Below are 13,393 nucleotides of genomic sequence, written 5' to 3' on the forward strand. Positions count from 1 at the left end.
CGAAGGCAGGCACGCGCATGAGCACGCACCGGCGCAGGATCAGTGGCAGGAACAAGGCGATCGGCGGCCTGGTCGCGGCGGCCGCGGTCGGTGGCGGCGCAGTCCTGCTGACCGGCACCGCGCACGCGGCCGGCATCGGCGCCGCGTACACCAGGACCAGCGACTGGTCGACGGGCTACACCGCGCAGTACGTCGTCACCAACAACAGCGCCCAGACGGAGAAGACCTGGACGCTGGAGTTCGACCTCCCCGCGGGCGCGAAGCTGAGCTCGCTGTGGAACGGCGAGTCGAGCGTGAGCGGTCGGCACGTCACCGTGAAGCCCGCCAAGTGGGACACGGAGGGCCTCGCACCGGGCAAGTCGGTCACCGTCGGCTTCGTGGTCAACGGCACCGCCGCTCCCACGGGCTGCCGGATCGACGGCGCGCAGTGTTCCGCGGACGACGGCGCCACCCCCGAGCCGAGCGGCCGCCCGACGCGGAGCCAGTCGCCGGCCCCGGCCCCCACCAGGACCGCCACCCCCACCCCGACCGCGACGAAGACCACCACCCCCACCCACAGCGCGACGCCCACCCCCACCGGGAGCGCCGGCAGCGGCACCACCGCCTCCGCCGGCTTCGCGCCCTACGTCGACACCTCCCTCTACCCGGCCTTCGATCTGTCGGCCGCCGTGGAGGCGACCGGCGTCAAGAACTTCAACCTGGCCTTCGTCACCGACGGCGGGGGCTGCACCCCCAAGTGGGGCGGTGTCACGGACCTCACCAGTGACGGTGTGGCCGCCCAGATCGGCGCCCTGCGCGCCAAGGGCGGTGACGTCCGGGTGTCGTTCGGCGGTGCTTCCGGTTCCGAGCTGGCCACCACCTGCTCCTCCGCGGACGCGCTGGCGGCGGCCTACGGCAAGGCCGTCGACGCCTTCAAGCTGACCAAGGTCGACTTCGACATCGAGGGCGGCGCGCTGCCCAACACGGCCGCCAACACCCGCCGGGTCCAGGCCATAGCCAAGCTCCAGGCCCAGCACCCGGACCTGGACGTCTCCTTCACCCTCCCCGTGATGCCCGAGGGCCTGACCCAGGACGGCGTGAACCTCCTCGCCGACGCCAAGTCCAACGGCGTGAGGACCGGGGCCGTCAACATCATGGCGATGGACTACGGCGCCTCCTACAACGGCGACATGGGCACCTACGCCGAGCAGGCGGCCACCGCCACCCAGGCCCAGGTCAAGAGCGTGCTGGGGCTGTCCGACTCCGCCGCCTGGAAGACGGTCGCCGTCACCCCGATGATCGGCGTCAACGACGTCTCCTCCGAGGTCTTCAAGGTCGACGACGCCACACAGTTGGTGAACTTCGCCAAGTCCAAGGGCCTCGGCGGGCTCTCCATGTGGTCCGCGACCCGCGACAAGCAGTGCGTCGGCGGCACCAAGCCCACCGCCGACGCCACGTGCAGCTCGATCGCGCAGGACAAGTTCGCGTTCTCGAAGGCGTTCGGGACGTACAACTAGTCGCGCATTCTGCTCATGCGTGGATAACGGGCCCGGCGGATCGTATGCGCCGGGCCCCACCCCATTCGCCCCTGCCGTCGCAATCGGCCAATTCCACTGGCAGCGCCGAGAATTGCGTGGCTAAGATCCGAGCCGTTGTGCGCCGGCGGTGAATCGGGGGAGAGAGCCATGGGCTGGATACGCGCGCGTGTGACCGCCCTGCTTCTTGCGGGGACATCCATATTCGCCCTGATGGGCGCGGCGGGCTGCGAGGAGCAGGATCCGTCCGTCTCCTACACGCCGGATTTCGTGCCGGTGACCTTCACGCTCGACTCCTCGGGAAAGATCAGCGTCTCCGCGGGCAAGAACTTCGTGACACCGATCGGTACTTTCAGCGTGGACGGTGGTGTCGAGCATCAGTTCGGGGTCAGTCCCAAGGGTTATCTCACCGCTGTCATCCGGTACATCGACAGGAAACTCGGAGTGGTCGAATCCGGTTATCTGGTCCATACCGATCACAAGGTGGAACCGGCGCTGGACGGAGTCGCACTGGCCCCGGCGAAAGGAATTCTCCGGGCCGACTTCACGCACCGGAATTCCGGCGGGAGCCTGAAGATCTCCGACATCCGGCAGAACTCGCCGGTCCCCACCGCCTCGGCGTCCTCCTGCCCGGGCGGCGCCTCCGCCCCGGTCACCCTGCCGAAGGTGTCGGCCGGCGACTCCGTCGCGGACACGGCGGCCAAGCTGTCCGCCCTCTGTCTCACGGTCCAGTACGCCATCGAGACCGCCGACCAGTCCGAGGGCACGCTGTCCCGCGTCGTGATCCCCACGGTGCCCGAGGGCTCCGTGCAGCTGCCCCCGCCCGCCGCCGGGGGCCCGGGTCCAGGCGACAAGGTCACCGCGAGCACCCGGCAGGCGGCCACGGTCTACGTCGCCGGGCCCGCCGTCACGCCGAGCCCCTCGGTGACCGACGGTTCTCCGGACCCGACCGACGGTTCTCCGGACCCGACGGACGGCTCGCCGACGCCGACCGACGGTTCGCCGACGCCGACCGACAGCGGCACCTCGCCCCAGGGCACGCCCACCGGCGCACCGGACGTGCTCCCCGCGGGCACCACGAGCGTCCACGCCGACGCCGACGCGCCCGTGCGCTCGGCGCCCAGCGCCACGAGCGCGCAGGTCAGCAGTGTCGTGGCGGGAAACGACTACCGGGCGCTGTGTGTCCGGCAGGGCGAGGAGGTCACCGCCCACGGCAGGACCAGCAGCTTCTGGTTCCGGCTGCGGCGCGTCGACGGCAGCACGGCCTGGGTCACCGCCACCGCGTTCGACGGCGACCCCGAGACCCTCGTCCCCACCGCCTGCTGACCCGGGCGCGGCCCGCCCGCCCGCCGCGGGAGGTGTGAAGCCCGGCTCGCGCCGGTTTCGGTTGGACATGTTCATGCCTCTATAGTTTCCCGCCGTATCAATTCGATCTTGGTTCGAAACTCGGGGGAGTCATGAAGTCCATCCGCCCTGCCCTTGTCGCTGCGTGCTGGGCTGCGCCGCGCTCACGCTGACCGCCTGCCAGCCCACCGACACCACCGCCGAGGCCGACGGCACCGCCAGTCCTTCGGCATCCGCGAGCCCCACCGCCAAGGGCGACGGCGCGGGCCACGCCAAGGGGGACTGCCCGACCCTCGCCAAGGGCCACAAGGTCGTCCTGGTGGAGAGCGTCTCCGGTGCCATGAACACCCTCACCACCAAGGACGCCACGATGGCCTGCGACCCGTCCTCGGACGAGGGCGCCTCCTACCGGGCGACAGGGAAGGAGCGGGAGTACACCGTCGCCTCCGGCGACACCCCCATCACGGTCCTCCACGTGAAGGACAAGGGACCGGCGAAGATGACCGCCGCGAACGGCGGCATCGAGCACATCCGCACCTGCGTCAACGGCACCGCGCAGGACACCGCCACGGCCAAGGCCGACACCGGCGACTGCTACGGCGAGAACTTCTTCGACGTGGCCGTGAACGGCGCCGGCAAGTTCACCGAGATGACCGAGCTCTACGGCTCCTGACCGCGAGGGGCGCGGCACTTCGCAGGGGTGCCGCGCCCGCGCCCGCTAGTGCGCCTGCACCGCCGGCAGCGCCCCCGTCCGCGCCACCTGCCCGTACCAGTGCGCACTGGACTTCGGTGTCCGTTCCAGCGTCGCGTAGTCCACGTGCACCGCCCCGAACCGCTTGCCGTAGCCGTACGCCCATTCGAAGTTGTCCAGCAGGGACCACAGGTAGTAGCCGCGCACGTCCGCGCCGTCGGTGAGGGCGCGGTGGACCGCCGAGAGATGGCCGTGCAGATAGGCGATGCGCTCGGGGTCGTGCACACGGCCGTCGGGGCCGGGCCTGTCGTCGTAGGCCGCGCCGTTCTCGGTCACGTACAGCGGCAGGCCCGGGGCCTCCCGCGTGTACCGCATGATCAGCTCGTGCAGGCCCGTCGGGTCGATCGTCCAGCCCATCTCCGTGCGCTCGCCCGGTGTCTGGTGGAACAGGACGGTGCCGGCGCCCGGCCAGGGGGAGTGCTCGCTCGCACCGTGCCCGTCCCGGCGCGGCCCCTCGACCTCGCCGGGGGCCGCCGAGACGAGCGTCGGGGTGTAGTAGTTCAGGCCCAGCGCGTCCAGCGGCGCGTTGATGGTGCGGACGTCGCCGTCCAGGACGCAGGACCAGTCGGTGACCGAGGCCGTCGCGGTGAAGAGCGAGGCGGGGTACGACCCGTGCAGCATCGGGCCGTGGAAGATGCCGTTGGCCAGGTCGTCGATCCGGCGGGCCGCGGCCAGGTCCGCCGGGTCCTGCGTAAGGGGCCGTACCACCGAGGAGTTGAGGCTGACGGCGATCTGGTTGCGGGCCGGCATCACCGAGCGCAGGGCCGCCGCGCCCAGCCCGTGCGCCAGGTTGAGATGGTGGGCGGCCCTGAGCGATGCCGCCGGGTCGGTGCGGCCGGGCGCGTGGACGCCGGAGCCGTAGCCCAGAAAGGCGCTGCACCAGGGCTCGTTGAGGGTGATCCACTGCTCCACCCGGTCGCCCAGTGCCTCGCCGACCAGCTGTGCGTACTCGGCGAACCGCAGCGCCGTGTCCCGCTCCGGCCAGCCGCCCGCGTCCTCCAGCTCCTGCGGCAGGTCCCAGTGGTAGAGGGTGAGCGCGGGTTTGAGGCCGTGTGCGAGCAGCTCGTCCACCAGGCGGCGGTAGAAGTCCAGGCCCACCTGGACCGCCGGGCCGCGGCCGGTCGGCTGCACCCGCGACCAGGAGACGGAGAAGCGGTAGGCGCCCAGGCCCAGCCGCGCCATCAGCGCCACGTCGTCGCGGTAGCGGTGGTAGTGGTCGACGGCGATGTCACCGGTCTCGCCGCCCGCCGTCCGGCCCGGCGTATGGCTGAAGGTGTCCCAGATCGAGGGCGTGCGGCCGCCCTCGCGCACGGCCCCCTCGATCTGGTACGCGGAGGTGGCCGCGCCCCAGAGAAAGGCGGCGGGGAAGGCCACGGGAGAAGAGGCGGCCGAGGCCGCGGGAGAAGGGGAGGGCGCGGCCGCAGGGGAAGCAGCGGGGAAGGTCACGGGCGAAGGCGAAACGGAGTCGGGCATGGAAGCGCTCCCATTGACGTCGTAGGTGACCGGTGAGGCGGGGGAGAGGGGGAGGGCCGGGCCGGCGGTGGCCCGGCCCCTGCAAGGGAAGGTCAGCCCTTGATCGCGCCCTGCATGATCCCGCCCACGATCTGCTTGCCGAACAGCAGGAAGGCGGCCAGCAGCGGCAGCGTGCCGAGCAGCGCGCCGGCCATGATCACCGCCTGGTCCGGGACGTAGCCGGTGCCGAGCGAGTTCAGGGCCACCTGGACGGTCGGGTTCTGCTGGTTGAGGGCGATGATCGGCCACAGGAAGTCGTTCCAGGCGAACACGAAGGTCAGCAGGCCGAGCACGGCCATCGCGGGCCGGGCGGCGGGGAAGACCACGTGCCAGACGACCCGGAGGCTGCTCGCCCCGTCCACCCGGGCCGCCTCGATCAGCTCCGACGGCAGCGCCTGCACCAGGTACTGCCGCATGAAGAAGGTGCCGAACGCGGTCACCAGGCTCGGCAGGATCACCGTCTGCAGCTGGTTCGACCAGCCGAGGTCCGACATCCACAGGTACAGCGGTACGACGGCCAGCTGCGGCGGGATCATCATCGTGCCGATGGTCAGCAGCAACAGCAGGCCGGAGAACCGGAACCGCAGCTTGGCGAAGGCGAAGCCGGCCAGCGTGGAGAACAGCACCGTGCTCACCGTGATCGTGCCCGCCACGATCAGCGAGTTGAACATCGCGGTGCCGAGACCCGCCTGGTCCCAGGCCGACTGCAGGTTCCTGAACAGGTTGCCGCCGAACCACAGCGGCGGCGGGGTCTGCGCGAGCCGCCGGTCGGTGCGCGAGGCCGCGATCGCCGTCCACACCAGCGGGGCCAGCGAGACCAGCGCGAACACGGTCAGCACGACATACGTCACCGGGCCCGCGTGCAGTTGCCTGCCCGCGCCCGTCGCCCGGCGCCGCTTCGCCTTCACCGCAGGCAGAGTCACTTCACCGGTCGTCATTGGGACTTCCTCAGCCGTCGGGTGAGCAGCAGGTTGACCGCCGCGACGATCAGCAGGATCAGGAACATCGACCAGGCGATCGCGGACGCCTTGCCGAGATTGCCGATGATCCAGCCCTGGTCGTACATGTACAGACCGAGCGTCTGGAACTGGTGCTCGGAGCCGCCCTTGGACCCGCTGACCCCGCCGAACAGCAGCGGTTCACCGAAGAGCTGGGTCGCGCCGATCGTGGAGACGACGACCGTGAACAGGATCGTGGGCCTGAGCTGCGGGACCGTCACATGCCGGAACTGCTGCCAGCGGTTGGCCCCGTCGATCGCCGCCGACTCGTACAGATCGGTCGGGATCGCCTGCATCGCCGCCAGATAGATCAGCGCGTTGTACCCGGTCCACCGCCAGATCACGATCGAGGACACTGCGAACTGCGAACCCCAGTCCGACTCGCGCCAGTTGACCGGTCCCGCCCCGAAGAAGTGGAGGATCCAGTTGACCATGCCGCCGTCCCAGGAATACAGCAGCGTGAACACCAGGGTCGCGGCCGCCACCGAGGTGGCGTACGGGGTCAGCATCACGACCCGCCACACGGTCGAGCCGCGCAGCCGGTAGTTCAGCAGGTGGGCGAGGCCGAGCGCGGCCATCAGCTGCGGAACCGTGGAGATCAGACCGATGGTGAAGGTGTTCTCCAGGGCGTTCCAGAAGAAGTCCGAGGTGAGCAGGTTCTGGTAGTTGCCCAGGCCCGCCCAGGTCTGGTGGTCCAGGGCCGACAGCTGCACATGGTGCAGCGAGTACCAGGCCGTGTAGAGCAGCGGGACCAGCGTGAAGGCCCCGAACAGGACGAAGAAGGGGGCCACGAACGCGTACGGCGACGCCTTCATGTCCCAGCGGTACAGCCGGCTGCGCCAGGAGTCGGCGTCCGCCGGCCGGCCGCGACCGTGAGCGCCCCGGGCCGCGCCCGGCGGGGTGCCGGGCGCGGCGTCGGAGCTCTTCGCGGAGTGCGCGAGAGCCTGCTCGGGACCGGTCACTGGCCGAGCACGTCCTTGATCTCCTTGGACGCGGCGTCCCAGCCCTCGGAGGGCGACTTGCCCTTCTGCTCGACCTGGAGGATGCCGATGTCGCTGATCGCGTTGTCGATCGGCTTGTCCTTGGGGCCGAGGGGCTGGGCGGGGATGGTCTTCGCCGCGTCGGAGAAGATCTGGGTGAGCGGCGCACCGGAGAAGTACGCGGTGGTGTCGGCCTGCGGCTTCAGGCTCGCGTACGCCGAGGGGGTCGACGGGAAGCTGGCCTGCTTGGCGAAGACCTTGGCCTGCTGCTCGGGCGCGGTCAGCCACTTCGTCAGCGCGACGGCCTCCTTCTGGTGCTTGGTCGCGGTGGGCACGCCGAGGAAGGAGCCGCCCCAGTTGGACGCCGCCGGGGCCGCCGCCACGTCCCACTTGCCCTTGCCGGAGTCACCCGACTTCTGCTCGATGTAGCCGATCATCCAGGCCGGACAGGCGACGCTGGCGAAGGTGCCGTTGGCGAAGCCCTGGTCCCAGGTCGGGTCGAACTGCTTCAGCTTCGCCGACATGTTGCTGGTGGCGACGGTCATGGCGGCGTCCCAGGCCTTCTTCACCCCCGGGGACTTGTCCCAGACGACGTTGCCGTCCTTGTCGTAGTACCGCTCGCTCGCGCCGCCCACCGCCGCGTTGTAGACCGAGGCCGCCGAGTCCACGAACCTGGTGCCCTTGGGCGCCTTCTTCATGTACTGCTTGCCGAGGTCGACGTACTTGGACCAGTCGCCCTTCCACGCCTGGGCCAGCTCGGTGCGGTCGGTCGGCAGTCCCGCCTTCTGGAACAGGTCCTTGCGGTAGCAGATGGCCATCGGGCCGGTGTCGGTGCCGAGCCCGATGAGCTTGCCGTCCTTGGTGGTGGCCTGGGCGTTCTTCCAGTCCAGCCACTGGGACTTGTCGACGTCCTTGCCGAGGTCCACGAACTTGTCGGCCTGGGTCTGCACGGCCTCGGTGATGTTGCCGATCTCGATGGCCTCGATGTCGTCGGTGCCGGACCCGGCCTGCAGGCGGGTGAGCACCTTCGGCCAGTAGACGTCCGTGCGGGTGGTGACGTTCTCCTTGATGTTGATGTCCGGGTGGAGCTTCATGTACTCGTCGTAGAGACCGGCCTGCTTGTAGCCGAAGACGCCGAAGGTCCCGATGGTCAGTGTGGTCTTCCCCTTGCCGTTGCCGCCGTCCGGGTTGTCCGACGAGCCGTCGTCAGAGTCCTTGGCGCAGCCGGCCAGCAGCCCCGTGGTCAGCGCGGCGACGGCCAAGAAGGCCCCCAGCCTGTGGGACCGGCGGATGCTCGTGCGCATTGCGTCCTCCTGTTGCCTGACGTGCCGACCCCCCGGCCGACTGCATGGAAATCGGGCCCGTTCGTGTTCGCTGCGGCTCGGGCGGGGAACGTGCGGGATGTGTAGGTGTCAGGTACCGTGGGAGCGCTCCCACCTGTGATGTGTTGAAGAGTCGTCGGTTCCGGGCGGGGTGTCAAGACGGTGGGCAGCGGCAACCGCCTTCAGTTATCGGGCCGTTAACAGGCCCCGCTCGGGCCGGCGGATGGGCAGGCCCCGGCCTGTTAGATTCCAGGCCGGCCGGGATGCTGGTGTCGAGAGAGGCGGAGCCCATGGCAAGCCACGGAGCGCGGAGCCGGAGCGGGGGGCGGCCCACGCTCGAGGAGGTTGCCGCCCGGGCCGGGGTCGGCCGGGGCACGGTCTCACGTGTGATCAACGGCTCCCCCCGGGTCAGCGACGCGACCCGCGCGGCGGTCGAGGCGGCGGTCGCCGAACTCGGCTACGTCCCCAACACCGCGGCCCGCGCGCTCGCGGCCAACCGCACCGACGCCATCGCACTCGTCGTCCCCGAGCCCGAGACCCGCTTCTTCGCTGAGCCGTACTTCTCGGACATGCTGCGCGGTGTCGGCGGCGAACTGTCCGACACGGAGATGCAGCTGCTGCTGATCTTCGCGGGCAGCGACCGGGAGCGGCAGCGCCTCGCGCAGTATCTGGCGGCCCACCGGGTGGACGGCGTGCTGCTGGTCTCGGTGCACGCCGACGACCCGCTGCCCGATCTGCTCGGCCAGCTGGAGATCCCCGCGGTGATCAGCGGCCCGCGCTCGGCCATGGAGCCGCTCACCTCGGTGGACTCGGACAACTACGGCGGCGGGCGCTCGGCGGTGGAGCATCTGATGGCCCGGGGCCGCCGCAGGATCGCCCACATCACCGGCCGCCTCGACGTCTACGGCGCCCAGCGCCGCGTCGACGGCTACCGCGACGCCCTGCGGGACGCCGGCCGGGCGGTGGACGAACTCCTCGTCGAGCCGGGCGACTTCACCGAGGAGGGCGGCCGACGGGCGATGACGACGCTGCTTGCGCGCCACCCCGATCTGGACGCGGTCTTCGCCGGCTCCGACGTGATGGCGGCGGGCGCCCGGCAGGTGCTGCGCGAGGCGGGGCGCCGGATCCCCGACGACGTGGCCCTCGTCGGGTATGACGACTCGGCCATCGCCCGCCACATGGACCCGCCGCTGACCAGCGTCCGCCAGCCCATCGTGGAGATGGGCCGGGCGATGATCGACCTGCTGCTCGCGGAGATCGCCGACCGCCGCCCGGCCGTGAGCCGGGGGCTGGAGCGGCGGCAGGCGGTGCTGGCGACGGAGCTGGTGATCCGGTCCTCGTCGTGAGCGGGCCGGTCGCTGCGGGGCGACGCAGCGGCCCGGTTGCGGCGGCGTTCCTTCCCGTTCCGGGGGGATCCGGTCGGCGTGCGCGCCCGTAACCCCACCGCGGCGGGGTTCCCCGGCTGCCCGGCCGGGATCCTCGGACCGGACCGGACCGGACCGGATCGGCTCGTGCCGCTGCCCGCCACTCCTGTGTGACGCGGGTCGGGCGCCGCGCCCCGCAGTCCGTCCCCGGCCGGCGGGACGGTCCGCGGTCGGCGCCCTTGTCCCCTGTCCCTTGTCCCCTGTCCCCCTGTCCCCCGGATCCGTACGACAGGTGGGAGCACGGATCGTCGTCGGCCGTGCGGGTGTTGCCGGTCGGAGCGTGCCGCCCGGGACGGTGGGCGCGGGCGGGGCCGTCCGCCCGCAGGGACGCCCACAGGCGGGAGGCGTCGGGTTCGACGACGGCGACGCGGGCGCCGTCGTACCGCCAGGGGATCGTCACGAACGTGGTGCGGTGAAGGTCGACGTCCTTGAGCGACATGGCGAAGGAGATCAGTTTGCTCGCCGAGGCCAGGCCGGGGTCGACGGTGAGGGAGCGCGTGGCCGCGTCCGCGAGGGGCAGGAGCCTGGTCGGGGTGAGGCCGTCCGCCCTGATCTTCTTGATCAGGGCGGCGAGGAAGGCCTGCTGGCGTCTGATCCGGCCGATGTCCGAGCCGTCCCCGATGCCGTGCCGGATGCGTACGTAGTCCAGGGCGCGCTGCGGCGCAGTGCGTCGGCGAGCGCGAGCCCGGGATAGATATGGCCGCCGGTGCCCCCGGCACCGATCACGACGGAGAGCGGAGTTTCCATGCCCGGCACGGTCCCGGCCCGTCCTAAGAGGCTTCTAAGAAGGCTGTTTGGCAGGCTGGGGCCATGAACGACGCAGCTCAGGACCAGTTCCCGGCCGCCGGCGGGCGCGTGCTGGTGGTGGACGACGATCCGGAGGTACGGGCGGCCCTGGAGGACGGTCTGAGCCTGGAGGGCTTCACCGTCCGCGGCGCGGCGGACGGACTCGCCGCGCTCGCGGCGGTGCCGGACTGGGAGCCGGACGCCCTGGTGCTGGACGTGATGATGCCGGTGGTGGACGGGCTGGCCGTGTGCCGGCAGCTGCGGGCACTGGGCGACCGTACGCCGATCCTGGTGCTGACCGCGCTCGACGCCGTCAGCGACCGGGTGGACGGTCTGGACGCGGGCGCGGACGACTATCTGGTCAAGCCGTTCGCGCTGGACGAACTGGCGGCCCGGCTGCGCGCCCTGCTGCGCCGCGCCGGCCCCGGCGAGCCGGACCGGCCGGGCGTGCTGCGCTTCGCCGACCTGGTGGTGGACCCCGAGAGCCGCTCGGCGGTGCGGGCGGGGCGGCGGCTGGAGTTCACCCGCACCGAGTGGGCCCTGCTGGACCTGCTGCTGCGCCACCCCGGACAGGTCCTGGAACGGGAGACGATCATGCGCTGGGTGTGGGGCCGCGATCTCGGCCCCGGCTCCAACTCGCCTGCCGTCTACGTCGGTTATCTGCGCCGCAAGCTGGAGGCCGGCGGTGCCTCGCGCCTCGTCCACACCGTGCACGGCATCGGCTACATGCTGGACGAGCGGTGACCCGGCCCCGCAGGCACCGCCGCCCCCCGCTGCGCCGCCGCCTGGCGCTCACCGCCTGCGCCGCGGTGGCGGGCGTGGCGCTGGCCGTGTGCGCGGGCGCCTACGCCGTCACCGTCTACACCCTGAACCGGCAGTTCGACCTGCAGCTCACCCAGGCGGCGACACTGGCGATCCAGCAGCACCAGGAGAACGGGCCCGGAGTGCAGGCCGGCGAGTGCCGGTTCCTGGCCGCGCCCGCGTGTGCCCAGCTCGTGCCCGAGTCGGCCGCCGGCGACCCGCGAGGGAGCTATCTGCTGCCCGTCACCGGCGCCGTGCGCCAGGTGGCGAGCCGCGACCGGGCACCCTTCTACAGCACGGCTTCGGTGACCGGTCACCCGGTGCGGGTGCTGACCACGCCCGCCCGCAGGGGACTGGCCATGCAGGTGGCGCTCCGCTCCGACGGCGTGCAACGAGCCGAGCGCCAGGCCGCCGGGCTGCTGGCCGTGATCGGCGGGGCGGGTGTGCCGGTGGCCGCGCTGCTGGGTTACTGGGTGTCCCGGTCGGGGCTGGCGCCCGTGGCCCGGCTGACGTCGACGGCGGAGCGGATCACCGCCACGCGGGATGCGGGGCACCGCATCGATCTGCCGGCCGGGCCGCGCGGACGGGAGGACGAGATCACCCGGCTCGCGGTCAGCTTCAACACCATGCTCGACGCCCTGGAGGAGTCCCTTGCCGCCCAGCGGCGTCTGGTCGCCGATGCCTCGCACGAACTGCGCACCCCGCTGACCGCGCTGCGCGCCAACGCGGAGATCCTGCTGCGGGCCGAGCAGCTGACCCCGCGCCAGCGGGAGCGTGCGACGGGCGCCCTCTCCCGCCAGCTGCGGGAAGTGACCACCATGATCAACGACCTGATCGATCTGGCCCGCGACGAGGAACCGCAGCAGGCCCTGGAGCTGGTGCAGCCGACGGCCCTCCTGGAGCACGCCGTGGCCGCCGCCCGGGACCACTGGCCGCACATCGAGTTCGTCCTGGAGGCCGGTCCCCCGGCCGCGTCCGTCCTGGCGGCCGCCGTACCGAGCCGTCTGGCGAGGCTGTTCTCCAACCTCCTGGACAACGCGGCGAAGTTCTCCCCGGCGGGGGGCCGGGTCGAGGTCACGGCGCTCCGGTCACCGGCGGACGGCCGGCTGGAGATCACCGTGCGCGACCACGGCCCCGGCATCGACCCCGCCGACCTGCCCCATGTCTTCGACCGCTTCTACCGGGCCCGCACCGCTCGTGCCCTCCCCGGTTCCGGGCTGGGCCTGGCCATGGCCCGCCAGATCGCTCACACCCATCGCGTCGAACTGACGGCCCATCAGGCTCCGGGCGGCGGCGCCCTGTTCCGTCTGCGGCTGCCGGCCGACGCGGGCTCCGCCCGCTGAGCCTGCCCCGGTCGGCCCTACGCGGCCCGCCCCTTCCCGGGCCGTACGGACTCCCAGCCCTTCTCCAGCAGATCGAACGCCGCGTTGACGGCGGCTTCCGAGCCGGGGGAGGTGCCGGCGAGGGTGCGGGCCTCCAGGGCGAGGTGGGCCAGGGCCGCGCAGGCCGGGTCGTCGGCCGGGGCGCCGAGGTCGTCGGCGAGTGCCACGGCGAGGGCGCGTTCGTGTCGCATCCACATGCTCCGGTGGTACTCGATCAGCGCCGGAGTGCTGTCGATCAGTTGCCGGAACGCGGCGATCTGCTCCTCGTACTGCGTCTTGAAGGCCCGCGTGCCCAGCATGTGCGTGCGCAGTGCCTGGATGACCGACGTGTCCGGCGACCGCTCGCGGACCGCCGCGACGAGGGCGGACTCCAGGTCCACGTCCATGTCGAAGAGCAGCGCCTCCTTGCTCGGGAAGTGCTTGAAGAGGGTCGTGGTGGAGACGTCCGCGGCCTCGGCCACGTCCCTGATGCTCACCGCGTCGAAGCCGTGCTCCAGGAACAGGTCCAGTGCCGCGTCCGCCAGCGCCTGGCGGGTCGCGGCCTTCTTCCGTTCCCGGCGGCCCATGGTCTCGGTCATG

At 71.6% G+C, this 13,393-nt stretch carries 11 protein-coding genes and 2 pseudogenes; 6 read left to right on the forward strand and 7 right to left on the reverse strand.

The features are described from left to right. Positions 1 to 17: 17 nt before the first annotated feature. From ACFZCP_RS26045 to ACFZCP_RS26055, 3 genes are all read left to right on the forward strand, one after another. Positions 18 to 1,496, forward strand: a complete 1,479-nt coding sequence (locus ACFZCP_RS26045) for a cellulose binding domain-containing protein (RefSeq protein ID WP_391430606.1) — start codon at positions 18 to 20, stop codon at positions 1,494 to 1,496. Between the two features lie 168 nt (positions 1,497 to 1,664). Continuing rightward, positions 1,665 to 2,840, forward strand: coding sequence for a hypothetical protein (locus ACFZCP_RS26050; protein WP_391430609.1), 1,176 nt, complete (start codon positions 1,665 to 1,667; stop codon positions 2,838 to 2,840). Between the two features lie 163 nt (positions 2,841 to 3,003). After that, positions 3,004 to 3,531, forward strand: coding sequence for a hypothetical protein (locus tag ACFZCP_RS26055; RefSeq protein WP_391430612.1), 528 nt, complete (start codon positions 3,004 to 3,006; stop codon positions 3,529 to 3,531). A gap of 45 nt (positions 3,532 to 3,576) precedes the next feature. Here ACFZCP_RS26055 and ACFZCP_RS26060 read toward each other — a convergent pair whose 3' ends face one another. The 4 genes from ACFZCP_RS26060 to ACFZCP_RS26075 all read right to left on the reverse strand — a co-directional run bounded on the left by ACFZCP_RS26060 (position 3,577) and on the right by ACFZCP_RS26075 (position 8,403). Beyond that, positions 3,577 to 5,082, reverse strand: a complete 1,506-nt coding sequence (locus ACFZCP_RS26060) for a GH1 family beta-glucosidase (RefSeq protein ID WP_391430615.1) — start codon at positions 5,080 to 5,082, stop codon at positions 3,577 to 3,579. Between the two features lie 92 nt (positions 5,083 to 5,174). Then, positions 5,175 to 6,059: a carbohydrate ABC transporter permease gene (locus tag ACFZCP_RS26065; protein ID WP_362693610.1), complete on the reverse strand. Its 885-nt coding sequence runs from the start codon at positions 6,057 to 6,059 to the stop codon at positions 5,175 to 5,177. Further along, the gene (locus ACFZCP_RS26070) at positions 6,056 to 7,081 is read right to left on the reverse strand and encodes a sugar ABC transporter permease (RefSeq protein ID WP_362693613.1); all 1,026 of its coding nucleotides are present in this window, start codon (positions 7,079 to 7,081) and stop codon (positions 6,056 to 6,058) included. Before ACFZCP_RS26070 ends, ACFZCP_RS26065 begins: the two co-directional genes overlap by 4 nt. Continuing rightward, positions 7,078 to 8,403 carry an extracellular solute-binding protein gene (locus ACFZCP_RS26075; RefSeq protein WP_391430620.1) on the reverse strand — a complete coding sequence of 442 codons (1,326 nt, stop codon included), beginning with the start codon at positions 8,401 to 8,403 and terminating at the stop codon, positions 7,078 to 7,080. The genes ACFZCP_RS26070 and ACFZCP_RS26075 overlap by 4 nt, the downstream gene beginning before the upstream one ends. Before the next feature lie 308 nt (positions 8,404 to 8,711). On the opposite strand from ACFZCP_RS26075, the gene ACFZCP_RS26080 reads away from it, so the two are divergent. Next, positions 8,712 to 9,767, forward strand: coding sequence for a LacI family DNA-binding transcriptional regulator (locus tag ACFZCP_RS26080; RefSeq protein WP_362693620.1), 1,056 nt, complete (start codon positions 8,712 to 8,714; stop codon positions 9,765 to 9,767). A 384-nt stretch (positions 9,768 to 10,151) separates the two neighbouring features. Here the strand turns inward: ACFZCP_RS26080 and ACFZCP_RS26085 are convergent. Both ACFZCP_RS26085 and ACFZCP_RS26090 read right to left on the reverse strand, forming a co-directional pair. Beyond that, positions 10,152 to 10,503: pseudogene (locus ACFZCP_RS26085) on the reverse strand (LCP family protein); the annotation flags it as partial. After that, positions 10,494 to 10,592: pseudogene (locus tag ACFZCP_RS26090) on the reverse strand (glycosyltransferase); the annotation flags it as partial. The pseudogenes ACFZCP_RS26090 and ACFZCP_RS26085, both read right to left, overlap by 10 nt. Before the next feature lie 63 nt (positions 10,593 to 10,655). Here ACFZCP_RS26090 and ACFZCP_RS26095 point away from each other — a divergent pair. Further along, positions 10,656 to 11,375 (forward strand): response regulator, encoded by a 720-nt coding sequence (locus ACFZCP_RS26095; protein WP_391430625.1) that lies wholly within the window; start codon positions 10,656 to 10,658, stop codon positions 11,373 to 11,375. After that, positions 11,372 to 12,775 (forward strand): ATP-binding protein, encoded by a 1,404-nt coding sequence (locus ACFZCP_RS26100; protein ID WP_391430628.1) that lies wholly within the window; start codon positions 11,372 to 11,374, stop codon positions 12,773 to 12,775. The genes ACFZCP_RS26095 and ACFZCP_RS26100 overlap by 4 nt, the downstream gene beginning before the upstream one ends. A 17-nt stretch (positions 12,776 to 12,792) precedes the next feature. Here the strand turns inward: ACFZCP_RS26100 and ACFZCP_RS26105 are convergent, their stop codons facing one another. Beyond that, on the reverse strand, positions 12,793 to 13,392 hold the full coding sequence (locus tag ACFZCP_RS26105) for a TetR family transcriptional regulator (protein ID WP_391430631.1): 600 nt from the start codon (positions 13,390 to 13,392) through the stop codon (positions 12,793 to 12,795). Position 13,393: the final 1 nt, after the last annotated feature.

Origin of the sequence: Streptomyces sp. NPDC007971 (assembly GCF_042958635.1) — a bacterium.
Lineage (GTDB): Bacteria > Actinomycetota > Actinomycetes > Streptomycetales > Streptomycetaceae > Streptomyces.

What these genes read in the sequence shown, in the direction of transcription:
- ACFZCP_RS26045 (WP_391430606.1), top strand. Translation starts at nt 18, where the DNA reads ATGAGCACGCACCGGCGCAGGATCAGTGGCAGGAACAAGGCGATCGGC.
- ACFZCP_RS26050 (WP_391430609.1), top strand. Translation starts at nt 1,665, where the DNA reads ATGGGCTGGATACGCGCGCGTGTGACCGCCCTGCTTCTTGCGGGGACA.
- ACFZCP_RS26060 (WP_391430615.1), bottom strand. Translation starts at nt 5,082, where the DNA reads ATGCCCGACTCCGTTTCGCCTTCGCCCGTGACCTTCCCCGCTGCTTCC.
- ACFZCP_RS26065 (WP_362693610.1), bottom strand. Translation starts at nt 6,059, where the DNA reads ATGACGACCGGTGAAGTGACTCTGCCTGCGGTGAAGGCGAAGCGGCGC.
- ACFZCP_RS26075 (WP_391430620.1), bottom strand. Translation starts at nt 8,403, where the DNA reads ATGCGCACGAGCATCCGCCGGTCCCACAGGCTGGGGGCCTTCTTGGCC.
- ACFZCP_RS26080 (WP_362693620.1), top strand. Translation starts at nt 8,712, where the DNA reads ATGGCAAGCCACGGAGCGCGGAGCCGGAGCGGGGGGCGGCCCACGCTC.
- ACFZCP_RS26095 (WP_391430625.1), top strand. Translation starts at nt 10,656, where the DNA reads ATGAACGACGCAGCTCAGGACCAGTTCCCGGCCGCCGGCGGGCGCGTG.
- ACFZCP_RS26105 (WP_391430631.1), bottom strand. Translation starts at nt 13,392, where the DNA reads ATGACCGAGACCATGGGCCGCCGGGAACGGAAGAAGGCCGCGACCCGC.